General features: G+C 65.3%; 19 protein-coding genes and 2 tRNA genes. 17 read left to right on the forward strand and 4 right to left on the reverse strand.

What is annotated here, in order from left to right:
• Positions 1-9 precede the first annotated feature (9 nt).
• From DFR39_RS07245 to DFR39_RS07285, 9 genes are all read left to right on the forward strand, one after another.
• Positions 10-1,470 carry a leucyl aminopeptidase gene (locus DFR39_RS07245; RefSeq protein WP_133602859.1) on the forward strand — a complete coding sequence of 487 codons (1,461 nt, stop codon included), beginning with the start codon at positions 10-12 and terminating at the stop codon, positions 1,468-1,470.
• A gap of 25 nt (positions 1,471-1,495) precedes the next feature.
• Positions 1,496-1,924 carry a DNA polymerase III subunit chi gene (locus DFR39_RS07250; protein ID WP_133602860.1) on the forward strand — a complete coding sequence of 143 codons (429 nt, stop codon included), beginning with the start codon at positions 1,496-1,498 and terminating at the stop codon, positions 1,922-1,924.
• Entirely contained in the window at positions 1,921-2,691 is a 771-nt protein-coding gene (locus DFR39_RS07255; RefSeq protein WP_133602861.1) for a hypothetical protein, read from the forward strand. The genes DFR39_RS07250 and DFR39_RS07255 overlap by 4 nt, the downstream gene beginning before the upstream one ends.
• Before the next feature lie 200 nt (positions 2,692-2,891).
• Positions 2,892-4,034: a branched-chain amino acid ABC transporter substrate-binding protein gene (locus tag DFR39_RS07260; protein ID WP_133602862.1), complete on the forward strand. Its 1,143-nt coding sequence runs from the start codon at positions 2,892-2,894 to the stop codon at positions 4,032-4,034.
• A 608-nt stretch (positions 4,035-4,642) separates the two neighbouring features.
• The gene (locus DFR39_RS07265) at positions 4,643-6,025 is read left to right on the forward strand and encodes a TIGR03013 family XrtA/PEP-CTERM system glycosyltransferase (protein WP_133602863.1); all 1,383 of its coding nucleotides are present in this window, start codon (positions 4,643-4,645) and stop codon (positions 6,023-6,025) included.
• 103 nt (positions 6,026-6,128) lie between these two features.
• Positions 6,129-8,243 (forward strand): XrtA/PEP-CTERM system histidine kinase PrsK, encoded by a 2,115-nt coding sequence (gene prsK / locus DFR39_RS07270; protein WP_133602864.1) that lies wholly within the window; start codon positions 6,129-6,131, stop codon positions 8,241-8,243.
• Positions 8,240-9,625 carry a PEP-CTERM-box response regulator transcription factor gene (prsR, locus tag DFR39_RS07275; RefSeq protein WP_133602865.1) on the forward strand — a complete coding sequence of 462 codons (1,386 nt, stop codon included), beginning with the start codon at positions 8,240-8,242 and terminating at the stop codon, positions 9,623-9,625. Before prsK ends, prsR begins: the two co-directional genes overlap by 4 nt.
• A 2-nt stretch (positions 9,626-9,627) precedes the next feature.
• Positions 9,628-12,405, forward strand: a complete 2,778-nt coding sequence (prsT, locus tag DFR39_RS07280; RefSeq protein ID WP_133602866.1) for an XrtA/PEP-CTERM system TPR-repeat protein PrsT — start codon at positions 9,628-9,630, stop codon at positions 12,403-12,405.
• A 95-nt stretch (positions 12,406-12,500) separates the two neighbouring features.
• A complete protein-coding gene (locus DFR39_RS07285) occupies positions 12,501-13,733 on the forward strand; it encodes a glycosyltransferase (protein ID WP_133602867.1) in 1,233 nt (410 codons plus the stop codon).
• Between the two features lie 44 nt (positions 13,734-13,777).
• Here the strand turns inward: DFR39_RS07285 and DFR39_RS07290 are convergent, their stop codons facing one another.
• Positions 13,778-14,239, reverse strand: coding sequence for an Lrp/AsnC family transcriptional regulator (locus DFR39_RS07290; RefSeq protein ID WP_133602868.1), 462 nt, complete (start codon positions 14,237-14,239; stop codon positions 13,778-13,780).
• 99 nt (positions 14,240-14,338) lie between these two features.
• On the opposite strand from DFR39_RS07290, the gene ilvB reads away from it, so the two are divergent.
• On the forward strand, positions 14,339-16,117 hold the full coding sequence (gene ilvB / locus DFR39_RS07295) for a biosynthetic-type acetolactate synthase large subunit (protein ID WP_133602869.1): 1,779 nt from the start codon (positions 14,339-14,341) through the stop codon (positions 16,115-16,117).
• 72 nt (positions 16,118-16,189) lie between these two features.
• Here the strand turns inward: ilvB and efp are convergent, their stop codons facing one another.
• Positions 16,190-16,744, reverse strand: coding sequence for an elongation factor P (gene efp, locus DFR39_RS07300; protein ID WP_133602870.1), 555 nt, complete (start codon positions 16,742-16,744; stop codon positions 16,190-16,192).
• A 166-nt stretch (positions 16,745-16,910) separates the two neighbouring features.
• A complete protein-coding gene (earP, locus tag DFR39_RS07305) occupies positions 16,911-17,990 on the reverse strand; it encodes an elongation factor P maturation arginine rhamnosyltransferase EarP (RefSeq protein ID WP_133602871.1) in 1,080 nt (359 codons plus the stop codon).
• A gap of 51 nt (positions 17,991-18,041) precedes the next feature.
• Between earP and uvrC the strand changes: the two genes are divergently transcribed.
• The 7 genes from uvrC to DFR39_RS07340 all read left to right on the forward strand — a co-directional run bounded on the left by uvrC (position 18,042) and on the right by DFR39_RS07340 (position 23,975).
• On the forward strand, positions 18,042-20,030 hold the full coding sequence (gene uvrC, locus DFR39_RS07310) for an excinuclease ABC subunit UvrC (RefSeq protein WP_133602872.1): 1,989 nt from the start codon (positions 18,042-18,044) through the stop codon (positions 20,028-20,030).
• On the forward strand, positions 20,017-20,565 hold the full coding sequence (locus tag DFR39_RS07315) for a hypothetical protein (RefSeq protein WP_246030731.1): 549 nt from the start codon (positions 20,017-20,019) through the stop codon (positions 20,563-20,565). The genes uvrC and DFR39_RS07315 overlap by 14 nt, the downstream gene beginning before the upstream one ends.
• An 83-nt stretch (positions 20,566-20,648) precedes the next feature.
• Positions 20,649-21,218 carry a CDP-diacylglycerol--glycerol-3-phosphate 3-phosphatidyltransferase gene (gene pgsA / locus DFR39_RS07320; RefSeq protein WP_133602873.1) on the forward strand — a complete coding sequence of 190 codons (570 nt, stop codon included), beginning with the start codon at positions 20,649-20,651 and terminating at the stop codon, positions 21,216-21,218.
• Between the two features lie 186 nt (positions 21,219-21,404).
• On the forward strand, positions 21,405-21,677 hold the full coding sequence (locus DFR39_RS07325; RefSeq protein WP_133602874.1) for an HU family DNA-binding protein: 273 nt from the start codon (positions 21,405-21,407) through the stop codon (positions 21,675-21,677).
• Positions 21,678-21,702: 25 nt separating this feature from the next.
• A tRNA-Val gene (locus tag DFR39_RS07330) sits at positions 21,703-21,778 on the forward strand.
• 105 nt (positions 21,779-21,883) lie between these two features.
• Complete coding sequence (locus DFR39_RS07335; protein ID WP_133602875.1) at positions 21,884-23,794, forward strand: SurA N-terminal domain-containing protein; 1,911 nt, start codon at positions 21,884-21,886, stop codon at positions 23,792-23,794.
• A 105-nt stretch (positions 23,795-23,899) separates the two neighbouring features.
• Positions 23,900-23,975: transfer RNA gene (locus DFR39_RS07340), tRNA-His, on the forward strand.
• A gap of 155 nt (positions 23,976-24,130) precedes the next feature.
• On the opposite strand, the gene DFR39_RS07345 is transcribed toward DFR39_RS07340, so the two are convergent.
• The gene (locus DFR39_RS07345) at positions 24,131-24,883 is read right to left on the reverse strand and encodes a LuxR C-terminal-related transcriptional regulator (protein ID WP_133602876.1); all 753 of its coding nucleotides are present in this window, start codon (positions 24,881-24,883) and stop codon (positions 24,131-24,133) included.
• Between the last annotated feature and the right edge of the window lie 112 nt (positions 24,884-24,995).

Below are 24,995 nucleotides of genomic sequence, written 5' to 3' on the forward strand. Positions count from 1 at the left end.
CGCGACATTATGGACTTCCGTACTCAGACTTCGTCCCTGGATGCCCTGTCGGGCGTGAACGCTGACGCCCTGGTGTTGGTGCTGGCCGGTGACACCTTGCCCGTGGGGCTGGATGCGTCCGTGGCCGCCGCAGCCAAGGACGCCATCAAGCTGGGCGATTTCGAGCTCAAGGCCGGCAAGACCCTGGTGCTGCCCCGCGTGGCGGGTCTCAAGGCGCCCCGCCTGGTGCTGGCCTGTGCTGGCAAGGCCTCGCTGAAGTCGGCTCGCTCAGCGGTTCAGTCGGCCCTGAGCGCGCTCAAGAGTGGCGGCACCGTCCACGCTGCATTGGCCTTTGCCGGCTTTGACAGTCTGAGCGAAGCGCTGGTCGAGCAAACCGTGCTGGCAGCACTGGAGGTCAGCTATGTGTATCGCCACACCAAGCCAAGCGCCCCGGCTGCGCCGAAGCTGGCCAAGCTGAGCCTGCTGCTGGGCAAGGACGATGCCAAGGCCGCCAAGGCCGGCCTGGCGCGCGGTCAGGCCATCGGTGCCGGTATCGAGCTGGCCCGGGAGGCGGCGAACCGTCCGCCCAACTACGCCACCCCCACCTTCCTGGCCGAGCAGGTCAAGGCCCTGGGCAAGAGCCATGGCCTGAAGGTCGAGGTGCTGGACCAGAAGGCGGTGGAGAAGCTGGGCATGGGCAGCTTCCTGGCCGTGGCCAAGGGCTCGACCGAGCCGCTGCGCTTCATCGTGGCACGCTATGAAGGTGCTGCCAAGACGGTGGCGCCGGTGGTGCTGGTGGGCAAGGGCATTACCTTTGACTCGGGCGGCATCTCCCTGAAGCCGGGCGCCGGCATGGACGAGATGAAGTTCGACATGGGGGGGGCTGCCAGCGTGCTGGGCACCCTGCGTGCGGTGGCCGAGCTCAAGCCCAAGCTGAACCTGGTGGCCATCATCGCCGCCTGCGAGAACATGCCGGCCGGCAACGCGGTCAAGCCGGGCGATGTGGTGACTTCCATGTCGGGGCAGACCATCGAGATTCTGAATACCGATGCCGAAGGCCGTCTGATCCTCTGCGATGCCCTGAGCTATGCCGAGCGCTTCAAGCCCGCGGTGGTGGTGGACGTGGCCACCCTGACCGGTGCTTGCGTGATCGCCCTGGGTGGTGTGCGCAGCGGCATGTACGCCAGTGATGACGAGCTGGCCGGTGCCCTGCTGGCAGCGGGCGATGCAGCCCTGGATCCCTGCTGGCGCATGCCCCTGGACGATGAGTACGAGGAAGGCCTGAAGAGCAACTTTGCCGACGTGGCCAATGTGGCGGGTCGCGAGGGCGGCTCCATCACCGCGGCCAAGTTCCTGCAACGCTTTGCCAGCAAGTACCGTTGGGCACATCTGGACATCGCGGGCACGGCCTGGAAGAGCGGTGGCGCCAAGGGAGGGACGGGGCGCCCCGTGGGTCTGCTGACGCACTTCCTGCTGTCGCAGGTGCGTTGAGCGCCGTTCGGGCGCCCCTGCGTGCATGAGTGAGATCAGCTTCTACACGGGTGTGGCCGAGCGCCTGCCCTATGTATGCCGCCTGCTGCGCAAGGCGCAGCTGAGCGGCGCCCGACTCACGGTGCTGGCGCCCAGCGGCTTGCTGGATCGTCTTGATCGCGTGCTGTGGGAGTTCGAGCCCACCGAGTTCGTGCCGCATGCGCGTCTGCGTGCCGGATCGCCTTGGCCCTGGGCATCGCGTACCCCGATCTGGTTGGTGGATCGCCTCCAGGAGCATCCGCGCCGGGATGTGCTGCTGAATCTGGGCATGGAGATGCCCGAGGGCTTTGACGCCTTTGCACGGGTGCTGGAGGTCGTGGCGACCGAGCCTGAGCAGGTGGAGGCGGGTCGACAGCGCTTCAGGCAGTACAAGCAGCTGGGGCACGTCGTCCAACACCATGTGGTGAACGCATGAGCACGCCACCCCGCGTCGTACCGACGCTGACCGAGGTTCTGGACGAAAGCCGTTTTCGGCCCGCGCCAAGCGTGTCGGCGGTGGTGCCACGGGGCGTGGCGGACTTGCCCGCCGCGGTGGAGCAGCCTGAGTCTGGCGCCAACACCCTGCAAGGGGCTGGGGCGCAGGCCCTTCATGTGCCGGAGCCCGTCTCCCGCCACCGGCCAGAAGACTTGGCCGCTGTTCCGGAGCCCGCGGCGGGCCCGCAACCCTTGCTTCATGGCATGCGGAGCGAGGCTGCCATGGCGCCAAGCGCGGTGCAGGTGGCGGATTTCCAGCCCTTTCCCGAGCCCGAATCCGCGTCCCCGGCGGCGAGCTTGGCTGACTTCGATCTGGATCTGAGTCTGGACTTCCGGCCGGATGAGGGGCCCGCCGATCGGGCGCAGGCATCAGCCGCTGCGCTGCTGCCTGTGCAGCCCGAGCCGGCCGAGATGGCTGAGATGGCCGAAACCCGGTCAATGGCTGCACCCTTGCCGATGCCCCCGGATCCGGCCGTGCTGGACGCGCTCGAGGACCGGCTCAGGCAAGGCCTGGGGCAGGAGCTCCGGCAAGCCCTTGACGATCTCTTGCAGCGTCAGCTGCAAGCCCGGCTCGAGCAGTCGGTGCAGCGTCTGGCTTGGCAACTTCAGCAGGAACTGCACGAGGTTCTGGTGCCGCAGCTGGAGGGGCTGGTCGATCAGGCCCTGTCGGAAGCTTTGCGCCGCGAACGTGAGCGCCGCTTGGGCTGAGACGGGCTCCGCGCCCTCGGCGCAGCCCTTGCTGTCAACCCGGTACATCCCAGCCCGTTGAATGGCTGCCGCTTCTGTCCGTCGGAGTGGCCGGCGCCCATGCTTTCCCTTAAGGAGTCGCCGTTGGTTTTGGGGTATGTTCATGGAGTTGATATCTCAACAGCGATAGCTCTCCTTCTTCCAACTCGGAGGTTTACTAAATGCAAGTCAAGTTGAACGTGATCGTGGGCGCGGTCGCCGTGGTGCTGAGCGGTACCGCGATGGCTCAGGAGCTGGTGGTGAAGATTGGCCACGTGGGTCCCACCAGTGGCGCCATCGCTCACCTGGGCAAGGACAATGAGTTGGGTGCCCGCATGGCCATCGAGGAGCTGAACGCCAAGGGCGTCACCATCGGCGGCAAGAAGGCCAAGTTCGAACTGCTGGCCGAAGACGACGCTGGCGATCCCAAGCAGGGCACGGCCGCGGCTCAGAAGCTGGTGGACTCCAAGGTCAATGGCGTGGTAGGTCACCTGAACTCCGGCACCTCCATCCCGGCCTCCAAGGTCTACAGCGACGCCGGCATTCCGCAGATCAGCCCCTCGGCCACCAACCCCAAGTTCACCCGCAACGGCTACAAGACCACCTTCCGCGTGGTGGCCGATGACGTGCATCTGGGTGGCACCCTGGGCAAGTACGCCGTCAAGGACCTGAAGGGTCAGAACATCGCCGTGATCGACGACCGCACCGCCTACGGTCAGGGCGTGGCCGACGAGTTCGAGAAGGGTGTCAAGGGCGCTGGCGGCAAGATCGTGGGCCGCGAGTTCACCAATGACAAGGCCACGGACTTCACCGCCATCCTGACCTCGCTCAAGGCCAAGAAGCCCGATGTGGTCTTCTTCGGCGGCATGGATGCGGTGGCCGGCCCGATGCTGCGCCAGATGAAGCAACTGGGCATCGATGCCAAGTTCATGGGTGGCGACGGCATCTGCTCGGGTGAGCTGCCCAAGCTGTCGGCCGGCACCATGGCCGATGGCCAGGTGGTCTGCGCCGAGGCCGGTGGTGTTGAGGGCGAGTCCAAGAAGTCCATGGATGACTTCAAGGCCAAGTTCAAGGCCAAGTACAAGGTGGACGTGCAGATCTACGCCCCCTATGTGTACGACGCCGTGAACGTGATGGTGGCTGCCATGGTCAAGGCTGGTTCCGCTGAGCCGGCCAAGTACCTGCCGGTGCTGGCCAAGACCGAGGGCTACAAGGGTGTGACGGGCACCATCGCCTTCGACAACAAGGGCGACATCAAGAACGGCGCCCTGACCCTTTTCACCTACAAGGGTGGTGCGCGTCAGCAGATTGCTGTCGTCCGCTAACGGTTCGCGCTGAACCTTGCCCGACCGCTGGTCGGGCAGTGCTTGCCCAACGCCCACTTCGGTGGGCGTTTTTCATGGGCGTCGTTTTCTGCGGTGTCCCAGAGCAGAGGGAGTGCCGGCCCCCCGCGTCTCACCGGCACCACAGGGCCGGCTGCAGCGCTTTTGCTCGCGTGCGCGCAAATCGCAGTCCGCTGTGCAAAACGCACGAGCGTTGGCTCATCCTTGTCTTCCAGTGCCCGCCATTTCAGCTCTACTGCAAGGCTTGAGCCCCTTCCACAAGCGATGGTGAACGCGGCTGATTTGTCCGGCATGCCCTTTGAATTAGGGGGGCGGACAAGGGTGTGCAGGGCGTCACGGACTGCTGCTCACGGAGGTATTTGCACCCTTTAAACGGGGGGCTTTCAAGACCATGGCACGAGGGCATGATGCAGCCGCACAGCGGGTTTCCATCACTGCGTCGCCTTCAGCGGGTCTGCCGATGTGGGGACGATTCCATACGTCAGCGTGAGAGAAGCTGCCAGGCTGGAACAGGTCATCGATCGGTGTGGGGCGGAGGGGAATCCTGCCCGGCTGCGGAAACGCAACGGGTAATGCGACTGGGGAAGAGCATGGTTCGGATATTCAATCACTATTTGCACAGGCGCACACTGCAGCAGATCTTCTTCGACGTCGGTCTGATCATCCTGGCCTTGTTGGGCGTCGTGATCAGTCAGGGCGAACAGGCGGGGCAGATCATTCCCTTTGCGGCGTCGCACGGTTTGTCGCTGGCTGGTTGCATGTTTGTGATCAATTCGGCCACGGGTTTTTATCAGCATGTGCACAACCGTTCTCTGACCGAGTCCTGCGCACGGGGACTCTTGGCCTTGCTGATTGCCTTGCCGCTGGCCTATGGCATCTTCAGTCTCTTGCCGGCCGATAGCGGCTATCGTGAGTTGCTGACCTTCGCAGCCATGGGTGCTGTGGCTGCCGTGCTGGCGCATCGCGTCTATGCGGCACATTCCAGCATCCAGTCCCAGGCCAAGACCAAGGTGCTGATCTTCGGCTCCGGCGAGGCCGCGAAAACCGTTGGCTCGACCCTGAAGGCGGCCGATCCGCACGTGCACATCCTGGGCTACTTTGCCGGACCCAATGAAACGCAGCCAGAGGTTGCCCGTACGGAGTTGATTGAGCCCCAGGGCAGCCTGACCGAAACTGCGCTCAAGCTGGGTGTGGACGAGATCGTCGTGGCGCTGTCGGAGCGTCGTGGCGGCAGCATGCCCTTGCGCCAGCTCCTGGACTGCAAGCTCTACGGCATCAAGGTCGTGGATATTGCCACCCACTTCGAGAAGACATTGGCCCAGATCAAGATCAGCCACGTCAATGCGGGTTGGCTGGTCTTTGGCGATGGTTTCAACCAGGGTGTGGTCCGCACCGCGGTCAAGCGTATCTCGGATGTTCTGTTCTCGTCGCTGATCCTGTTGCTCACCTTGCCGATCATGCTGCTGACTGCGGTGGCGGTGAAGCTGGAGTCGCGGGGACCTGTGTTCTATCGCCAGGAGCGCGTTGGATTGAATGGCCGCCAATTCAAGGTCATCAAGTTCCGCAGCATGCGCACCGACGCCGAGAAGGATGGCAAGCCGCGTTGGGCCAGCAAGAATGATGACCGCGTGACCCGCGTGGGGCGTTTCATCCGCCGTGTTCGCATCGACGAGCTGCCGCAACTCTTCAATGTGCTCAAGGGCGAGATGAGTCTGGTTGGCCCGCGTCCGGAGCGACAGTTCTTTGTTGATGAGCTGGTCACCAAGATTCCCTATTACGCTGTGCGCCACAGTGTGAAGCCGGGCGTGACCGGCTGGGCCCAGGTGCGCTACGAGTACGGCTCGACGGTCGAGGATTCGATCGAGAAGCTTCAGTACGACCTCTACTACGTCAAGAACCACACGCTGTTCCTGGATCTCTTGATCCTGCTTGAGACCGTGGCAGTGGTGCTGACCGGTAAGGGTGCACGCTGAGCCGGAGCACTTGTCAGCCGGGCCCTTCCATGGCCTGTATGGGCCTGCTTTCCGGGCGTTTTGGGGAGCGCAGGCCTGAACGTCTCATGGAGCATCGGCTCTGATGGAGGGCGCGCTGGATCTCTCTGCATTGTTCTTCGGCCTTGCGGGTCTGGCTTATGGCGCGGCGCTGCTGTTTCATCTGATCCGATTGCCCAAGCGGCGCCAGGCTGCGACTGGGCTTGACTGGATTTTTGGGCTGGCCCTGGGGTTCAGCGCCGCTTGGGCGGTGCTGGGAGCCTGGGTTGCGCGCAATGGCGCGGAATTGGCTCCCGCGTTTCTGCCGGCCTTGCTGGACGGCTTGCGTTATGGCTTCTGGTTCGTCTTTCTGATCTCGCTGATGCGAGCGTCGGGCGGGGCGGCTTGGTCGCAGGCCTTGCGCTGCTTGTCGGGCAGTGCGGCCTTGCTGTGTGCGGCGACCCTGATCTCGGTCTGGCTGCGTGAGTATGGTGCCGAGCCTTATTCCAGCTGGGATCGTCCCCTTGCCTATCTGGGGCTGGGTCAGGCACTGATGGGCCTCGTCCTGCTGGAGCAGTTGCTGCGGAGCAGTCAGGGAGATTCCCGCTGGGGCGTCAAGCCGGTGGGTTTGGCCCTGGGTGCCGTCTTCGTTTTCGATCTGTATGCCTATTCGCAGGCAGCCTTGTTCCAGCAGATCGATGGGGATGTCTTCAAGGTTCGACCCTTGGTGCACACCCTGGCCGTGCCTCTTTTGTTCATGGCGATGCTCAGGCATGGGGACTGGCTGTCCAAGCTGCATGTATCGCGTGTGGCGGCCTTCCATTCCGCGACTTTGCTCATCGCGGGCGCCTATTTGATGCTGATCTCGGCGGTGGGCTACTACGTCCGGTACACCGGCGGTGGCTGGGGCCGGGCCATGCAGATTGCCGTGATCTTCGTCGCACTGGTGGGCTTTGCCACCGTAGCCATGTCGGGCGCCATGCGGGCCAAGCTGCGCGTCTACATCAACAAGCACTTCTTCAGCTACCGCTATGACTACCGCGAGGAGTGGCTGCGTTTCACGGCCATGCTCTCGTCGCAGAGCTCACCCCAGGCGCTTGGGGTGTCGGTCATCCGTGGTATCGCCAACCTGGTCGAGAGTCCCAGCGGGGGGCTGTGGCTGCGTCAGGCCGGCGATGGCGAATACCGGCAGGTGGCCGTCTGGAATCGGCCTGTTCAGACCGAGGTCGAGACCGCTGACTCCTCGCTGCTGCGGTTTCTTCGCGAGCGGGCCTGGATTGTTGATCTGGACGAGTACCGCCAAGCGCCCCAGCGCTACGAGGGCCTGAGCTTGCCGAACTGGGCATTGGCCGACAGCGCATGCTGGCTGTTGGTGCCCCTGGTGGTGGGGACTGAGCTCACGGGCTTTGTGCAGCTGGGGCATCCGCGCACGCGCATGGATCTGGACTGGGAGGTGCGGGACTTGCTCCGCACCGCCAGCAGCCAAGCCTCCAGCTATCTGGCCCAGATGCAGGCCACCGAGGCCTTGCTGGATGCACGCAAATTCGAGGCCTTCAATCGCATGTCGGCCTTTGTGGTTCACGACCTCAAGAACATCGTGACCCAGCTCTCGCTGATGATGAAGAACGCGAAGCGTCTGCGCGACAACCCCGAATTCCAGGAGGACATGCTGGCCACCGTGGAGAACTCGCTGGAGAAAATGCGTCAGCTGATGCTGCAGCTGCGCGAGGGAGAGGCGCCGCATGGGGGCGGCTCGGGCGTTGAGCTCCAGCCCATTGTCGAGCGCTTGGCGGCTGCCGCCCTCCGCAAGGGACGTGAGTTGCACCTGGAAGTGCGCGCCGGTGCCAGCACCCGCGGACATGAGCAGCGGGTGGAGCGGGTGATCGGCCACGTCGTGCAGAACGCTTTTGACGCAACGCCGGAGGATGGTGAGGTGCGGCTGGTCCTGGACGTTGAGGGCAGCAATGCGCGCATCGAGGTGAGCGACACGGGCTGCGGCATGTCCGAGGACTTCATAAGGACTCGCCTGTTCCGTCCCTTCCAAACGACCAAGACCAGTGGCATGGGGATTGGCGCGTACGAGAGCTTCCAGTACCTCCAGGAACTGGGCGGCAAGATCACCGTGGACAGCCAAGTCGGGCATGGCACACGCATCACGATATCTCTGCCGCTTTTGCGCGCGTCAAAGCAGTCGGATCTGGGTATGCTCAGCGCCAAATGACAACACCGCGAACCCAACCTTTGTTGATCGTCGAGGACGATCTCGCGCTGCAAAAGCAGATCAAGTGGTCGCTGGACGGCTTTGAGTCCGTGCTGGCCGACGATGCCACCTCGGCCGTGTTGCAGTTCCGCAGGCATGCACCGGCGGTCGTCACCATGGACCTGGGTCTGCCGCCCGACCAGGACTCCGTGACCGAGGGCTTCAAGCTGCTGGAAAAGCTGCTCGAACTGGACCCCGGCGTGAAGGTCATCGTGCTGACGGGCCAGAACGATCAGTCCAATGCCCTGCGGGCGATACGCATGGGCGCCTACGACTTCCTGGCCAAGCCGGTGGATCCGGATGTACTCGCCTTAACGGTCGAACGCGCCTTCAGGCTCTATGAGTTGCAGCAGGAGAATCGACGCCTGCAGGCCATGAGCCACCCGGATGTGCTGGGTGGGCTGGTGACGCGGGATGAGCGCATGCTCAAGATCTGCCGCACGATCGAGAAAGTGGCGCCGAGCAATGCGACGGTGCTGCTGCTGGGCGAGAGTGGTACCGGCAAGGAGGTGCTGGCTCAGGGGCTGCATGACGCTTCCCGGCGCAAGGGCCGCTTCGTGGCCATCAACTGCGCGGCGATTCCTGAGAGCCTCTTGGAGAGCGAGCTCTTTGGCTACGAGAAGGGCGCTTTCACCGGGGCCAGCAAGACCACCGTCGGCAAGATCGAGACGGCCCATGGTGGCACCTTGATGCTGGATGAGATCGGTGATCTGCCTCAACCCCTGCAGGCCAAGCTGCTGCGCTTTCTGCAGGAGCGCACCATAGAGCGTGTGGGGGGGCGGCAGGAAATACCCATCGATGTGCGTGTGGTCGGTGCCACGCACCAGGACCTCAAGCAGCTGATCGCGCAAGGTCGTTTCCGTGAGGATCTCTATTACCGCTTGGCGGAGATCGTGGTGGAGATTCCGCCGCTGCGCGAGCGTCAGGGTGACCCGGTGCTGCTGGCGCACGCCTTTCTCAAACGCTATGCCACCGAGCAGCGCCGCCCGCAGCTCAGCCTGAGTGAAGAGGCCATACGACTGATCGAAGCTCATGCCTGGCCCGGCAATGTGCGTGAGCTGCAGAACCTGATCAAGCGCGCGGCCATCATGGCCGATGGCGATCGCCTGGCCGCCGAGGACTTGGGGCTGCATGCGGCGGCTGCAGCACAGGAGGGCGATGAGGCCATCCTGGACCTGCGTACGGTGCGTGAGCGTGCCGAGCGGCAAGCCGTGCTGCTGGCCCTGGCGCGTGCGGATGGCAATATCGTCAGAGCTGCCGAGATGCTGGGCGTGAGCCGTCCCACCCTTTATGACCTGATCAACCGACTGCAGATCAAGACCAGCAGTCAGGGAGCACATTGAACGTGAACCGCAAAAAGCTATGGCGCCAGCCGCTGGCCTGGGGGCTGGGTGCAGCCGTTTTGCTGGCAGGCTGCGGCGGCAAGTCTGCTGACGAGATGCTGGCTGACGCCAAGTCGCATATCGAGAAGCAGGACAGCAAATCGGCAGTGATCGAGCTCAAGAATGCCCTGCAGAAGCAGCCCTCGCTGGCCGAGGCGCGCCTGCTGCTGGGCAAGCTCATGGTCCAGTCCGGCGAACATGTGGCGGGTGCGCTGGAGCTGGAGAAGGCCAAGGAGCTGGGTGCCAAGGATGAGCAGGTGCTGCCGCTGCTGGCCGAGGCACTGCTCGGGCAGCGTGAGTATGAAAAGCTGATTGCCCGCCTGGCCAGCACGCGCCTGAGCGATCCCTCGGCCCAGGCATCCTTGCAGGTCAGCTTGGGCACGGCCTATGCCGCCACAGGCAAGCCAGAGCCGGCAGCCTCCGCGGCCAAGACGGCGTTGGAGCTGCGCCCCGGCATGGCCGAGGCCCTGCTCCTGCAGGCGCGCCTTGCGGTGCAGGCTCGCGATCCGGCCGCCGCCTTGAAGCTGGTTGAGCAGGCCGTTCTTGCCTCGCCCAAGCTCGCCGATGCCTGGCGGCTCAAGGCCGATCTGCTGATGCTGGATCCGCAGACTCGCGATGCCGCTTGGGCCGCCTATCAGCAGGCCCTGAAGCTCAAGCCCAGCGATCTGGGTGTGCGCGGCATCCTGATTACGACCCTGGTGGAGCGCAAGGATCTGCCGGCGGCAAAGGCCGAGTTGGAGCGCCTGCGGGAAGCGGCACCACGCCACCCGCTGACGGCCTTCTATACCGGCTTGCTGGCCTTGGAGCAGGGCGAGCTTGAACGAGCCCACGAGCATGCGGAGCAAGCCTTGCGTGCCATGCCCGAGGACGCGCGCGCCCTGTATCTCGCGGGGGCTGTGGAGTTCAGGCGCGGTCGGCTGGAACTGGCCGCCACGCATCTGCAGCAGTCGCTCAAGCATGCGCCTGGCCAGCGTGGACCTCGGCTGATGCTGGCCCAGGTCCATCTTCGCAGCGGTGAATTCAGCAAGGTCCAGGCCGTGCTTCAGCCGCTGCTGGATGCCGAGGAAACGCCGGCTCAGGCCTATGCCTTGATGGCGGAGTCCCTGCTTCATCTGGGCGAACTCTCCAAGGCGGAGTCCTTCTTTGCACAGGCGGCCAAGCGCGACCCGCTCGATGGTCGAAGCCGCACCGCCTTGGCCCTGACCCAGATGGCTCGCGGCTCGGGCGAGCAGGGGCTGGAGGACTTGCGGGCTATTTCGGCCAGCGATACGGGGGTCAGCGCGGATCTGGCCCTGATCAGCAACTACCTCAAGGTCAAGGATTACGCCTCTGCGCTGAAGGTCGTCGACACCGTGGAGCGCAAGCAGCCCGGCAAGGCGGCGACACCGAATCTGCGCGCCCGCATTGAGCTGATGCGTGGCGACCGCGAAGCCGCCCGGCGCAACTTTGTGGCTGCTCAAGCCATAGATGCCCAGTTCTATCCGGCCGTGGCAGGACTGGCCGCCATGGACTTGCAGGACAACAAGCCGCAGGAGGCCGAAGCCCGATTTGCCAAGCTGCTGGAAAAGGATCCCAAGAACCTCCAGGCTCGGCTGGGTCTCGTGGCCCTGAAGTCCAGCACGGGCGCGAGCAAGGATGAGCTGGTGGAGCAGCTCAAGCGCGGCATCAAGGATCATCCGACGGAGCCATCTCTTCGTCTGGCTCTGATACGCCTTGAGATGCAGCGTGGTGACCCCAAGGTGGCACAGAACTATGCCCGTGAGGCCAGCATTGCCCTGCCCACGAGCACCGAGGTGCTTGATGCGCTGGGTCAGGTGCTCCTGGGTAGCGGTGACTTGAACCAGGCCATGAGCACCTACAAGCGCCTGGTGGCCCTGCAGTCCGATTCGCCCGTGCCCTATCTGCGCCTGGCCGAGGTCCAGATGCGCAGCGACGACAAGGCCGGTGCCGCACAGAGTGTCAAGAAGGCGCTGGCGATCCGCCCCGACTACATGCCCGCACTGCGTGCCCAGTTCGGGCTTGAACTAATGTCAGGCCGGTTTGCGGAGGCTCGCCAGATCGCCAAGAGCCTGCAAAAGAGCAAGCCCGCGGACCCCACGGCCTATGTCATGGAAGGGGACCTGGAGCAGGCGCAGAAGAATGTGCCGGTCTCAGCCACGGCTTACCGGGCCGCACTCGCCAAGGGGGCGGGGACCGAGGTGGCCGTCAAGCTCCATGCCTTGCTGGCCGGTGCCGGACGTGCAGCTGAGGCGGAGCAGTTCGCGGCGCAATGGAAGTCCCAGCAGCCCAAGGACGCCAGCTTCCTGCTGTATCTGGCCGACCGTGCCCTTTCTGTCCAGAACTATGCTGCCGCTGAGACCGCCTACCAGGAGGTGGCGCGCCTGCAGCCGGACAGCGCACTGGCGCTGAACAATCTGGCCTGGCTGCGCAACCGGGCGGGTCAGCGCGATGCCCTGGAACTGGCCGAGAAGGCCAACAAGCTCGCGCCTGGACGCCCGGCGTTCATGGACACCTTGGCCGAGGTCCTGGTCACCCAGGGACAGTTGGCCAAGGCCATCGATATCCAGAAGTCGGCCGTTGCGCTGGCCCCCGACATGCATCAGCACCGCCTGCATCTGGCCAAGTACTATGTGGCAGCGGGGCGCAAGGATGAGGCGCGTGCGGAGTTGAATCGTCTGGCGGGGCTGGGGCTGAAGTTCCCCAACCACGCGGAGGTCAGCAAGCTGCGTGCCTCGCTCTGAGGGATTGAGTGAGGGCTTGAAGCGCCCGGGCGTGCAGCGCCGCTGCGGGTCTGAGGCAGGCGAGAGCGGGCTGTGACAATACCGGAGGCAGGCTCATGAGCTTGAGTGCCAAGAAGATCCTCTTCGTCGCCGAGGCCGTGTCCCTGGCCCATGTGGCACGACCGGCCTTGCTTGCCGGCAGCCTGCTGGGTGACTGCGAGCCGGTCTTCGCCAGCAATGGTCAGTACGCCATCGCCACGCAAGGTCTGTCCCTCAAACCCTACGCCTTGCAAAGCCTGTCGCCAGAGACCTTTATGCAGAGGCTGGCCGTCGGGCGGCCGGTTTATACCCTCGACGAGCTCCGTGCTTATGTCGAGGCCGACGAGCGCATGCTGCGGGAGCTTCGCCCCGATGTCGTGGTCTCGGACTTCCGGCTCACCTTGCCCATCGCGGCGGCTCGCCAGGGCGTACCGCTCATGAGCCTGAGCAATGCCTATTGGAGCCCGTACGCGCGCCGGGCCCCCGATCTGGCCCCGGATCTGCAGCCCGCGCGCCTGTTGGGGCACAAGCTCTTCGACCCACTCTTCAGGCTCAGTTGGCCGCTAGCAAGTCGCCATCACCTCAGCGTGCCCAATCGCCTGCGTGTGCAGCTTGGTCTGCAGCCGCTGGGCTCCTTGGGCGACTATTACTGCGGCGGCGATGTGGTGATGTATGCCGACACCCCGAGTCTGGTCCCTTGTCATCCTCTGCCGCCCTCTCATCACTTCCTCGGGCCACTGACCTGGTCACCCAGCCTGCCTCTGCCGCCATGGTGGGACAAGGTGGCGGCGCAACAGCAGCGGACTCGGGTTTATATCAATCTGGGCTCCACGGGCAGCACGATGCTTTTGCCCGCTTTGGTGGCAGCCTGCCGCGCACAGGGCTGGGTCTGCATCGTGGCGACGGCTGGGCGTATGGACCTTCCCGCGGCCGAACCCGATGTGTTTGTGAGCAGCTATCTGCCGGGCAGTGCGGCGGCGGCGGCGGCGGATGTGGTGATCTGCAATGGCGGCAGCCCGAGCAGCTATCAGGCCTTGGAGCAGGGCCGGCCCGTGTTGGGGATCTGCAGCAATCTGGACCAGGTGCTGGCCATGCGTGGCGTGCGTGATCAGGGCGCCGGTGTGCTGCTGCGGGCGGGGGAGTGCAGCCCGGGGCGTCTGGCCCAGGCCTTGGAACAAGTGTCTGCCGAAGCCTGTCGCCTGAAAGCAGCTCGGCTGCAGCAGGAGTTCCGGGCCTATCCCGCCACGCAGCGCTTTCGCGAGCTGTTGCTTTCGACCCTGGCGGTCGGCCATTCGTCCCGCGAGCGCTGAGGCTAGGGCAGGGCGCGTTACGCGCGCAAGCGCCGTGTCGGGGCTCAACGGCGTAGCGGCAGCTGGCTCTGCTTGAGCTGGCGCAGCACAAAGCTGCTCTTGCTGTGCCGGATGCCGGGAATCTTGTAGAGCCGCTCACGCAGCAGGCGCTCGTAGTCGCGCGTGTCGGCCACGGCGATGCGCACGTAGTAGTCGTAGTCGCCCGAGACCAGAAAGGCCTCCAGCACCTCGGGGATCTGCTCCAGGGCCTGGCCGAATTCGAACAGGGCCGCGTCCGAATGGTCGTTCAGAGTTACCTGCACGATCACCGTGTCTGCCAGGCCGATCTGCGCGGCATTCACCCGCACCGAATAGCCTTCGATCACCCCCGCCTCCTCCATGCGCTTGATGCGCGTCCAGCAGGGCGAGCTGGTCAGGCCCACGCGTTCGCTCAGGGCCTGCAGGCTGATGCGCGCGTCCTGCTGCAGGGCCTCCAGGATGGCGATATCGAATTTGTCCAGTTTCATGCTGCTGATTTTATTTTCGTCAGAAGATTTTGCTGATTCTCCGTCATGGGTCGGAAATTTCGGCAGCCTTTGCTGCGCCATCCAGTGCACAGTGAGGGCATGAATGCCTCCGTCGAAGCCCTCCAGCGCCCCGCGGCCGCCGCCGCCCTGATGCAAGTCGAGCCGGCCCCTGCGCCGCGCAACGGGGCCGAGGCCCTGATTGCCGGCCTGCTGGCCCTGGGCGTGGATACCGTCTTCGGCTACCCCGGCGGTGCGGTGCTGCCGCTCTACGACGCCCTGCACGGCGAGCCGCGCCTGCGCCATGTGCTGGTGCGCCACGAGCAGGCCGCGGTGCACGCCGCCCAGGGCTATGCGCGCACTACGGGCCGCGTGGGCGTGGTCTTTGTGACCTCCGGGCCGGGCATGAGCAACACCACCACGGGCCTGCTGGACGCCTTGTGCGACTCCATCCCCGTGCTGTGCATCAGCGGCCAGGTGGCGACCACGGCGATCGGCACCGATGCCTTTCAGGAGTGCGATGCCCTGGGTATCTCCCGACCGGTCACCAAATGGAATGCGCAGGTGCGCCACAGCGCCGAACTGCTGCCGCTGTTGGTCGAGGCCCTGCGGCGCTGCCGCGAGGGGCGACCGGGGCCGGTGCTGCTGGACTTTCCCAAGGATCTGCAGCTGGCGCCTCTGGCCGAGCCCTGGCAGGCGCCGTGCCCGGCGCCCGTGGTGCCGGCTGAGCCGCCGGCCGAGCGGGTGGCGGCTGCCCTGACCCTGCTGGCCCAGGCGCGCCGTCCGGTGTTCTATGGCGGCGGCGGTTTGATCAACGCCGGCCCCGCCGCCTGTGCCGAGTTCACGGCCCTGGTGCGGGCCTGTCGTGCGCCCTGCACGCTCACGCTGCTGGGCCTGGGCGCCTATCCGGCCGAGGACGAGCAGTTCCTGGGCATGCTGGGCATGCACGGCACGCTGGAAGCCAATCTGGCCATGCACGAGGCCGATCTGGTGGTCTGCGTGGGGGCGCGCTTCGATGATCGGGTCACGGGGCGGCTGGACGGCTTCTGCCCCGGTGCCAAAGTCATCCATATGGACATCGATCCGCGCTCCATCGGCAAGGTGCGCCGGGCCGAGGTGGCCTTGCTGGGCGACTGCGGCGCCAGCCTGCGGGCACTGCGTCGCGGTCTGGGTGCGGTGCCCGATCTTTCGCCCTGGTGGGCGCGTATTGCCGACTGGCGGGCACAGCGCTGCCTGGACTTCGAGGACCGTGCCGACCTCATCCTGCCTCAGGCCCTGATGCGCAGGCTCGATGCGCGCCTGGCCGGCCGCGATGCCGTCGTGGCCACCGACGTGGGCCAGCACCAGATGTGGGCGGCCCAGCATCTGCGCCAGCGCCGGCCCGGCCGCTGGCTGAGCTCGGGCGGGGCGGGCACCATGGGCTATGGCCTGCCGGCCGCCATCGGGGCCCAAATCGCGCATCCGCAGGACCTGGTGGTGTGTGTGAGCGGCGATGCCTCGGTGCTGATGAATATCCAGGAGCTGTCCACCGCCGTGCAGCACCGCTGCCCGGTCAAGCTGGTGCTGTGCAACAACGGGCGCATGGGCATGGTGCGCCAGTGGCAGCAGCTGATCCATGGCAACCGCCTGAGTCACAGCTACACCGAGGCCCTGCCGGACTTCGTGGCCCTGGCGCGGGCCTTTGGCTGGTCGGCGCGGCGCGTGGAGCGGCGCGAGGAGCTGGATGCAGCCCTGGCCGAATGCCTGGACAGCGCCGGCCCCTTCTTCCTGGACGTGGTGGTGCAGGCCGAGGAAAACTGCTTCCCCATGATGCCTGCGGGCGCGGCCCAGCACGAGATCTGGCTGGGCGAGGGGCAGCCCTACGACTACCAGCCCGCCTGAGGCCTTGGGGCCGGGCAAGCCGCAAAAACAAAAGGCGCCCGAGGGCGCCTTTGTGCTTGCAGCGGGCCTGGTTTAGACGCGCTTGCGGTACTCGTGGGTGCGGGTGTCGATTTCGATCTTGTCGCCGTTTTCCACGAACAGGGGCACGGCGATCTCGAAGCCGGTGCCGACGATGCGGGCGGGCTTCATGACCTTGCCCGAGGTGTCGCCCTTGACGGCCGGCTCGGTCTCGATCTCGCGCACCACGCTGGTGGGCATTTCCACGGAGATGGCCTTGCCGTCGTAGAAGGTCACTTCCACGGTCATGCCGTCTTCCAGGTAGGACAGGGCGTCGCCCATGTTCTCGGACTCGACTTCGTACTGGTTGTACTCGGTGTCCATGAACACATACATCGGGTCGGCGAAGTAGGAGTAGGTGCACTCCTTCTTGTCGAGGATGATCTGGTCCATCTTGTCATCGGCCTTGAAGACGACTTCGGAACCGGCGCCGTTCAGCAGGTTCTTCATCTTCATGCGCACGGTGGCCGCGCCGCGGCCGCCACGGCTGTATTCGGTCTTCAGCACAACCATGGGGTCCTTGCCCTGCATGATCACGTTGCCGGCGCGGATTTCTTGAGCGATCTTCATAGAGGTTCCGAGTCTGGTGGGATTGAGTGATGAGGGGGCCTCTGCTGGGTTCCGCAGGCCCGGTTGGGCTGGGCCCGACCTGGTTCTGCAGGCCCGAGGCCCGGCGCACGCCCTGTCCCTGATCTTCAATCACTCGGGCGGCAAAGCCCTTGATTCTAGCCGCTTTCTAGGCGTTTCCCTGGACAAAGCGACGCAGCTGCGTGAGCAGATCGGCTTGGGCTGCCAAATGCGCACGCCAGGCCCGGGCATGAGGCTGGGCGTCCGCCAGCGGCGGCAGACGGGCTGGCGCCCAGTCGGCCAGACCGTTCCAGGCGCGCCACAGAGCACGCCACTGCGCGGCCAGGGCCGGTTCTGCGCCCGCCAGCCAGCGGTCCATGAAGGCCTCCAGCTTTGGCCCATGCGCGCCGTCGTCCTGCGGGTAGATATGCCAGATAAAGGGCTTGCCGGCCCATTGGGCGCGCACAAAGGAATCCTCGCCGCGCACGCAGTTGAGATCGCAGGCCCAGAGCAGGCGGTCATAGTCGTCCTGGCTCAGATAGGGCAGGGCCTGCCAGCGCAGACCTGGGGGCAGGGCGGGCGCGTCCGGTGCGGCCAGCGCCGCCTGGGCCGCGCCGGGGCAGGCCAGGAGCAGGGTGGGCGCCTCGCCCAAGCGGGCCAGCAGCTCGCCCAGGCCCGCATTGGGGTAGGCAAAGAGGCTTACCAGGCGCTCGCCCGGCCGCGGGGCAACACCCTGCCGCGCCAGCCAGGCCGGGGCGTCGAAGGCCTGCTGCGCCGCCATCAGGCCGGGCTCGCGCAGCAGACCGCCGGTGCGCGCGCTGAAGCCGGGGTAGAAGAAATGCTTGGACAGGCCCTGGCCCGGGCCGCTGAACTGGGGCGAGGCCAGGCCGTGGCTGCGCTCCACATAGTCTTCGGCGCTGAGGTATTCGAGATTGATCCAGGCCGGTGCGGCTTGCTGGCGGGCCATCAGGGCCACGAAGGCCTCGGGCAGCTCGCAGCCAAAGGCCTCGACCACCACCGCGCCGCAGTCGCTCGCCTGCGCGGCTTCGGCCCAGGGATGCACGCTCAGCCCCGGCGGCGGGCCCTCAGGCGCCATCCAGCTCAGGGCGCTGGCGTCGTCGATCCAGAGCCGCACCGGCGTGCCGCTGGCGGCCAGCTGGCGCGCCAGGCGCCAGCACACGCCGATATCGCCGTAGTTGTCGATCACCCGGCAGAACAGATCCCATCTCGCTTGCGTCATCGCCCGCATTATCGAAGCCGTGCTGAAGTGCGGCCCCAAGTGGTTGCACAATCGCGGCCCATGCAAGAGAGTCCTGCCGCGCCCGAGTCCGCCGAACCGCTGGAGACGCCTGCCGCAGCGGCGCCCCAGGCTCGCGAGCGCCTGCTGGCCGAGGTGGCGGTTCTGCCCAGCCTGCCCGGCGTCTACCGCTATTTCGATGCCCAGGATCAGGTGCTCTATGTGGGCAAGGCCAAGAACCTCAAGCGCCGCGTCTCCAGCTATTTCCAGAAGGACCATGGCGGCAGCCGCATCGGCCTGATGGTGGCGCGTATCGCGCGCATGGAAACCACGGTGGTGCGCACCGAGGCCGAGGCCCTGCTGCTCGAAAACAATCTGATCAAGGCGCTGAACCCCAAGTTCAACATCCTGTTCAGGGACGACAAGAGCTACCCCTATCTGCGCCTCTCGGGCCACGCCTGGCCGCGCGTGAGCTACTACCGCGGCGCGGTGGACAAGCGCCATCGCTACTTCGGGCCCTTCCCCAGCGCCTGGGCGGTGAAGGAGTCCATCCAGCTGATCCAGAAGGTCTTTCGCCTGCGCACCTGCGAGGACACGGTCTTCAACAACCGCAGCCGGCCCTGCCTGCTCTACCAGATCCGCCGCTGCTCGGGGCCCTGCGTGCCCGAGGGCCAGACCGAGGACTATGCGCGCGATGTGCGCCATGCCGAGCGCTTTCTGCTGGGCGAGACCCAGGAGGTGCTGGATGGCTTGCAGGCCCAGATGATGGCCCATGCCGAGCGCTTCGAGTACGAGCTGGCGGCCGAGCTGCGCAACCAGATCCAGGCCTTGTCCAAGGTGCTGCAGCAGCAGGCGGTGGACGAGAACAGCGCCACCGGCCGCGACCGCGATGTGGACATCCTGGCCGTCAAGGTGCAGGGCGGGCGTGCCTGCGTGAACCTGGCCATGGTGCGCGGCGGCCGCCATCTGGGCGACCGCGCCTACTTCCCCAAGCATGTGGAGGACGCCACGGCCCTGCAGCTGGCTGCCCTGGAGGCCGAGGCCGCGGAGCAGGAGGGCGGCGAGGCTGCCCCGGCTGCCGAGCGCCCCAGCCCCGAGCGCCAGGTGCTGGAGGCCTTCATGGCCCAGCACTATCTGGACGCCCAGGTGCCCTCGCTCATCGTGCTCAGCGAGGCGGTGGACGAGGCCCTGGCCGCTGCGCTCACGGCCCAGGCCGGCTACAAGGTCACGACCCAGGCCCAGCCGCGCGGCCAGCGCCGCGTCTGGCAGGAGATGTGCGTCAAGGGCGCCGAGCTGGCCCTGGCCCGCCTGCTCTCGGAAGAGGGCTCGCAGCAGGCCCGCACTCGCGCCCTGATCGAGGCCTTGGATCTGAGCGTGGCCGAGCCCGAGCAGTTCCGCATCGAGTGCTTCGACATCAGCCACACGGCGGGCGAGGCCACCATGGCCTCCTGCGTGGTCTTCGAGGGCCACCAGATGCAGAGCAGCCAGTACCGCCGCTACAACATCGAGGGCATCACCGGCGGCGACGACTACGCCGCCATGCGCCAGGTGCTGACCCGGCGTTACAGCAAGCTGGCCGAGGCGGCTCAGCTAGGCACGGGCCGCCTGCCCGATCTGGTGCTGGTGGATGGCGGCCGCGGTCAGGTGGCCATGGCGCGCGAGGTTTTCGAGGAGCTGGGCCTGGACCTGTCCCTGATCGTGGGCGTGGAGAAGGGTGAGGGCCGCAAGGTGGGTCTGGAGGAGCTGGTGTTTGCCGATGGGCGCGAGAAGGTCTATCTGGGCCGCGATTCGGCTGCCCTGATGCTGGTGGCCCAGATTCGCGACGAGGCGCACCGCTTCGCGATCACCGGCATGCGCGCCAAGCGCGCGGCCGCGCGCACCGGGGGCTCGCGCCTGGAAGATGTGCCGGGCGTGGGCCCGCGCAAGCGTGCGCTGTTGCTGCAGCGCTTTGGCGGGGTGCGCGGCGTGGCCGCGGCCAGCGTCGATGATTTGGCCAGCGTCAAGGGCATCTCCCGCGAGCTGGCCGAGGAGATCTACCGTGTCCTTCACTGAACTGATGCGCCGCCTCGGCGCCTGGGCCGGCCTGGGCCTGCTGCTGGGCTGGCTGGCCGGCTGCAGCGGGCCGCGCCTGCCTCCTGGCCCGCCGGCCGGGGCCCAAGGCAGCAGCGCGCCTGCGCCCAAGCCTGGTGCAGCCGAGGGCCCGCGTGCGGCCGCACCCGCCCCGGCTCCGGCACAGCCCAAGCTCGGCCCCCCGCGTCCGGTGCGCAATGCCATCGAGCTGCGCCAGCAAGCCGCCGAGCGTCTGGTGGCGGCCAATCCCGAGCGCAGCTATCTGGGCCCGGTGCCCGAGCCCCTGTTGGCGATCCCGGTGCTGGAGGTGGAGTTGCATGGCGACGGCCGCGTGAAGCACATCGCCGTGCTGCGGCGGCCCGGTCAGGCCCAGGACACGGTGCAACTCGCCATCGACGCCGTGCACCGCGCCGCGCCGTTTGGTGATGTCTCGCGCATGCCGCGGCCCTGGAAATTCAGCGAAACCTTTCTTTTCAACGACCAGCGCCGCTTCAAGCCCCGCACCCTGGATCAGTGAGGGAGCGTTGAAGCCTTGCCAAGAGGCTTTCGCATGAAAGAGACAGCCCGTGGCAGGCCGCCTGCCTCGGGCACAATGCCCGCATGTTTTTCACCCTGCCAACCCTGCTCACCTGGGCCCGCATCGTCGCGATACCGCTGATCGTGGGGGTGTTCTATCTGGAGGAGTTTTCGCCGGCTCATCGCAATCTGTTCGCCACCGTGCTGTTTGTGCTGGTGGCCCTGACGGATTGGCTCGATGGCTATCTGGCGCGCAAGCTCAACCAGACCTCGTCCTTCGGTGCCTTTCTCGATCCGGTGGCGGACAAGTTCCTGGTCTGTGCAGCCCTCTTGGTCTTGCTGGAGCTGGGGCGGGTGAATGCCCTGGTGGCCCTGGTGATCGTGGGCCGCGAGATCGCGATTTCGGCACTGCGGGAGTGGATGGCCCAGATCGGCGCCTCGCGCTCGGTGGCCGTGCACATGGTGGGCAAGCTCAAGACCACGGCCCAGATGGTGGCCATTCCCTTCCTGCTCTTTGACGGCCCGCTCTTGGGCCTGATCGACACCCGGCTCTGGGGGACCTGGCTGCTCTACATCGCCGTGGTGCTGACCATCTGGTCCATGGTGTACTACCTGCAAAAGGCCTTGCCGGAGATTCGCGCCAAGGTTCGTTGAGGTCGGCGCACGGACCGCGAGCCGGCGGGTGTCTGGCAGGTGGTGACACCCGTTGTCACAAGTCACTTTGTATCGGGACTTGCCCCTGCTCAGAGACCCCGCGGATTGCGTCTAGAATCCGCTTCCCCGAGCTTCAGCTAGGCGCGGCCTGGGTGGCCATCTTCAAGATTCTTTGAGGGGTTTTTTGTGAACAAGTCCGAACTGATCGAGCACATTGCCAAGCAGGCCGACATTTCCAAGGCGGCGGCCGGCCGCGCGCTGGAGGCCCTGATCGGCGGTGTCAAGACCACCCTGAAGAAGAATGGCAGCGTTTCACTGGTTGGCTTCGGTACCTTCAGCGTGGCCAAGCGGGCGGCGCGCAGCGGACGCAATCCGCGCACCGGCGATACGATCAAGATCAAGGCCGCCAAGGTGCCGAAATTTCGCCCTGGCAAGGGCCTGAAGGACGCGATCAACTAAGATCGCCGCTTCACCGGTTTCGACCGGGTGCTTAGCTCAGTTGGTAGAGCGCTTCCCTTACACGGAAGATGTCAGCGGTTCGAGCCCGTTAGCACCCACCATCTGCATGGCTAGAATGCCTGCGCGCAAAGGCGAACCGTGGTTCGCCTTTGTCGTGTTTGAGCGCGGCACCCCAATCAAGACCGCGCCGCCCTTCGAGGATCCCGATGTTTGATTTCGTTCGCAAGCACAACCGCCTGTTTCAGCTGATGCTGCTGATCCTGATCCTGCCGGCCTTTGTGCTGGTCGGTGTCGAGGGCTACTCCCGTTTCATGGACGGCAGCAATGCCGGTGTTGCCACGGTGGACGATCGCAAGATCACTCAGGCCGAATGGGATGCAGCTCACCGCAATCAGGTGGAGCGTCTGCGCTCGCAGATGCCCAATCTGGACATGAAGCTGGTGGACTCGCCGGAGGTTCGGCGTGAGTCCCTGGATGAGTTGGTGCGCGAGCGCGTGCTGCTGGCAGCGGCCAAGGGCCAACACCTGACCATCAGCGATGAGCGGCTGCAGCAGCTGTTCCGCAGCGACCCGCAGTTCGCCTTTCTGCGCAACCCCGACGGCACGGTCAACAAGAACCTGCTGCTGGCTCAGGGCATGAGTTCTGAAATGTTTGCCCAGCGCCTCCGCCAGGATCTGACGCTGAGGCAGGTCATGTTGGGCGTGGCGGGGACGGGTGTGGCCTCCAAGGCCAATTCGGCCCTGGCATTTGATGCCTTGCTGCAGCAGCGAGAGGTCCAGCTGCAGCGCTTCTCCGCCCAGGATTTCCTCGCGCAGATGAACCCGAGCGACGCTGAAGTCGAGGCTTTCTACAAGGAGCCGGCCAATAGCGCGCGCTTCCAGCTGCCCGAGATGGCCCAGATCGAATATCTGGTGCTGGATCTGGAGGCACTCAAGAGCGGCGTGACGGTGAGCGATGAGGATCTCAAGAAGTACTATGAGGAGAACCAGTCCCGCTACACCGTGGCCGAGGAGCGCCGCGCCAGCCATATCTTGATCAAGGCCGACAAGGACACGCCGGCCGCAGACCGCGCCAAGGCCAAGGCTCGCGCCGAGGAGTTGCTGACCCAGGCCCGCAAGAACCCCGCTGGTTTTGCCGAGCTGGCCCGCAAGAACTCTCAGGATGAGGGTTCGGCGGAACGTGGCGGTGATCTGGACTTCTTCCCGCGCGGTGCCATGGTCAAGCCCTTTGAAGATGCGGCGTATGCGCTGAAGCAGGGCGAGATCAGCAATGTGGTGGAGACCGACTTCGGCTACCACCTGATCCAGCTCACGGGTGTGCGCGGTGGCGACAAGAAGAGCTTTGAGTCGGTACGGGCCGATCTGGAGCAGGAGGTTCGCCGCCAGCTGGCCCAGAAGCGCTATGCCGAGCTGGCCGAGCAGTTCAGCAATGCGGTTTACGAGCAGTCCGACAGTCTCAAACCCGCGGCTGACAAGTTCAAGCTGAACCTCCAGACCGCCATGGTGCAACGCAAGCCCGCGCCGGGTGCGAGCGGCGTGTTGGCTTCCGCCAAATTGCTGGAGGCCGTGTTTGGCAATGACGCCTTGCGCAACAAGCGCAACACGGAAGCCGTGGAAGTCGGGCCCAGCCAGCTGGCCGCAGCTCGTGTGCTGGACTACAAGCCGGCACGCTTGCCGGAATTGGCGGATGTGAAGGCTCAGGTGCGCGCCCAGCTGATGCAAAAGCTCGCCGGCGAGGCTGCTGCCAAGCGCGGCAAGGAGCGGCTGGAGGCCTTGCAAAAGGGCGCCGATGCCACCGGCCTGGAGCCGGCTCAGCTGATCTCGCGCGCCAAGCCTGCGAATCTGCCTCCCAAGGTGCTCAATGAGTTGCTGCGCGCCGACGCCAGCACGCTGCCGACCTATGTGGGCGTGGACAGCGGCGAGGGCGTTTATGTCCTGGCGCGCATCAACAAGCTGCTGCCACGCGATCCGGCACTGATCGATGAGCAGCGTGCCAGCCAACAGTACGCGCAGGCCTGGACTGCCGCGGAGTCGCAGGCCTACTACAACGCGCTCAAGACCCACTACAAGGTCAAGCTCAGCGTGCCTGCCGCTGCCGCTTCGTCGGCCGCCCCCTGACCCTGTCGCTAGGGCTTGGCGAAGTGCGCTCTAAGTTTTTTTAAGTCAGTCTTGCGAAAAACACTTCCCAGCGTTTAATTTCTGTCTATAATCTATGTCTCTGCGGTGGCTATAGCTCAGTTGGTAGAGTCCCAGATTGTGATTCTGGTTGTCGTGGGTTCGAGTCCCATTAGCCACCCCAAGTAAATCGAAGGGCTAGCGTTGAAAAGCGCTGGCCCTTTTCTATTTGGCGCGCCGCATTCCTTCCGCTGCAAAAGGTGTTCGAAAAAAACCCGCCGTGATGGCGGGCATTTTTGATGGGCGATACGGGGTGTCAGGCCTTGCCCGCCAGCGTGCTCAGACCAGTCCTTGCTTGCTGGCCAGTACGGCGGCCTCGGCGCGGCTGGACACATTGAGCTTCTTGTAGATGCTCTTGATGTGGTCGTTCACCGTGAACCACTTGATGCCCATCAGGTTGGCAATTTCCTTGATGGTGAAGCCCTTGCTCAGGTAGGTCAGAACCTCGTTCTCGCGCGGGGTCAGGCGTTCCCATTCGGGCGGGGGATCAAGCGCCACGCTGCGGCTGTTGGGGCCGCTGCTGGACGACAGCGGGCTGAAGCCCGAGTTCAGGCCGCCCGACAGACTCATCGGGCCGGTATCTCCGGTGGTGCCGGGACGGAAGTGCGAGAGCAGGCGGCGTGCAATGGCGGGAGACAGCGGCGGCTGGCCCCGGACGATTCGCTGCAACTCCTCCACCAGAACTTCAAAGCGGTCTTCCTTGAGCAAATAGCCGTCGGCGCCGCATTGCAGGGCGGGGAAGAGATGGTCGTCATCGGAGTAGAGCGTGGTCACCACCTTGACCGCTGGCGATCCCGCCAATTCGGCCAGCAATTCCATGCCGTTGCCGTCCGGGAGTTCCAGGTCCAGCAGGATCAGCTTGTAGCTTTGCTCGGGGTTCTCCGACTTGAGGCGAGCCACATGGCGGCGCGCGCCTTCGAGATCTCCGGCTTCGGTGATCTCCATGGCGTCGCTGAAACTCTCACGCACGACACGGCAGAGAAAGCTACGCGCAACTGGGTTGTCTTCGATGATCAGTACTTTGACGGCCATGGTGTGAGGAGGCTCCACTCAGCGCGCCATCCTAGCGTACATCCCTGGCAAAACATGCCCCGCGAAACAATGGCATGCGTTGCGAGTTGTTGCCTTGATGCCCGCTTGTGTC

This window comes from Roseateles asaccharophilus (genome assembly GCF_004362405.1).
Taxonomy (GTDB): Bacteria; Pseudomonadota; Gammaproteobacteria; order Burkholderiales; family Burkholderiaceae_C; genus Kinneretia; species Kinneretia asaccharophila.

Bases quoted from the DNA above. Each gene is read 5' to 3' on its own strand.
- DFR39_RS07285 (WP_133602867.1), top strand. From the start codon at position 12,501: ATGAGCTTGAGTGCCAAGAAGATCCTCTTCGTCGCCGAGGCCGTGTCC.
- DFR39_RS07290 (WP_133602868.1), bottom strand. From the start codon at position 14,239: ATGAAACTGGACAAATTCGATATCGCCATCCTGGAGGCCCTGCAGCAG.
- prsK (WP_133602864.1), top strand. From the start codon at position 6,129: ATGGAGGGCGCGCTGGATCTCTCTGCATTGTTCTTCGGCCTTGCGGGT.
- DFR39_RS07345 (WP_133602876.1), bottom strand. From the start codon at position 24,883: ATGGCCGTCAAAGTACTGATCATCGAAGACAACCCAGTTGCGCGTAGC.
- efp (WP_133602870.1), bottom strand. From the start codon at position 16,744: ATGAAGATCGCTCAAGAAATCCGCGCCGGCAACGTGATCATGCAGGGC.
- pgsA (WP_133602873.1), top strand. From the start codon at position 20,649: ATGTTTTTCACCCTGCCAACCCTGCTCACCTGGGCCCGCATCGTCGCG.
- DFR39_RS07245 (WP_133602859.1), top strand. From the start codon at position 10: ATGGACTTCCGTACTCAGACTTCGTCCCTGGATGCCCTGTCGGGCGTG.
- uvrC (WP_133602872.1), top strand. From the start codon at position 18,042: ATGCAAGAGAGTCCTGCCGCGCCCGAGTCCGCCGAACCGCTGGAGACG.
- earP (WP_133602871.1), bottom strand. From the start codon at position 17,990: ATGCGGGCGATGACGCAAGCGAGATGGGATCTGTTCTGCCGGGTGATC.
- DFR39_RS07335 (WP_133602875.1), top strand. From the start codon at position 21,884: ATGTTTGATTTCGTTCGCAAGCACAACCGCCTGTTTCAGCTGATGCTG.
- DFR39_RS07250 (WP_133602860.1), top strand. From the start codon at position 1,496: ATGAGTGAGATCAGCTTCTACACGGGTGTGGCCGAGCGCCTGCCCTAT.
- ilvB (WP_133602869.1), top strand. From the start codon at position 14,339: ATGAATGCCTCCGTCGAAGCCCTCCAGCGCCCCGCGGCCGCCGCCGCC.
- DFR39_RS07260 (WP_133602862.1), top strand. From the start codon at position 2,892: ATGCAAGTCAAGTTGAACGTGATCGTGGGCGCGGTCGCCGTGGTGCTG.
- DFR39_RS07255 (WP_133602861.1), top strand. From the start codon at position 1,921: ATGAGCACGCCACCCCGCGTCGTACCGACGCTGACCGAGGTTCTGGAC.
- prsR (WP_133602865.1), top strand. From the start codon at position 8,240: ATGACAACACCGCGAACCCAACCTTTGTTGATCGTCGAGGACGATCTC.
- DFR39_RS07265 (WP_133602863.1), top strand. From the start codon at position 4,643: ATGGTTCGGATATTCAATCACTATTTGCACAGGCGCACACTGCAGCAG.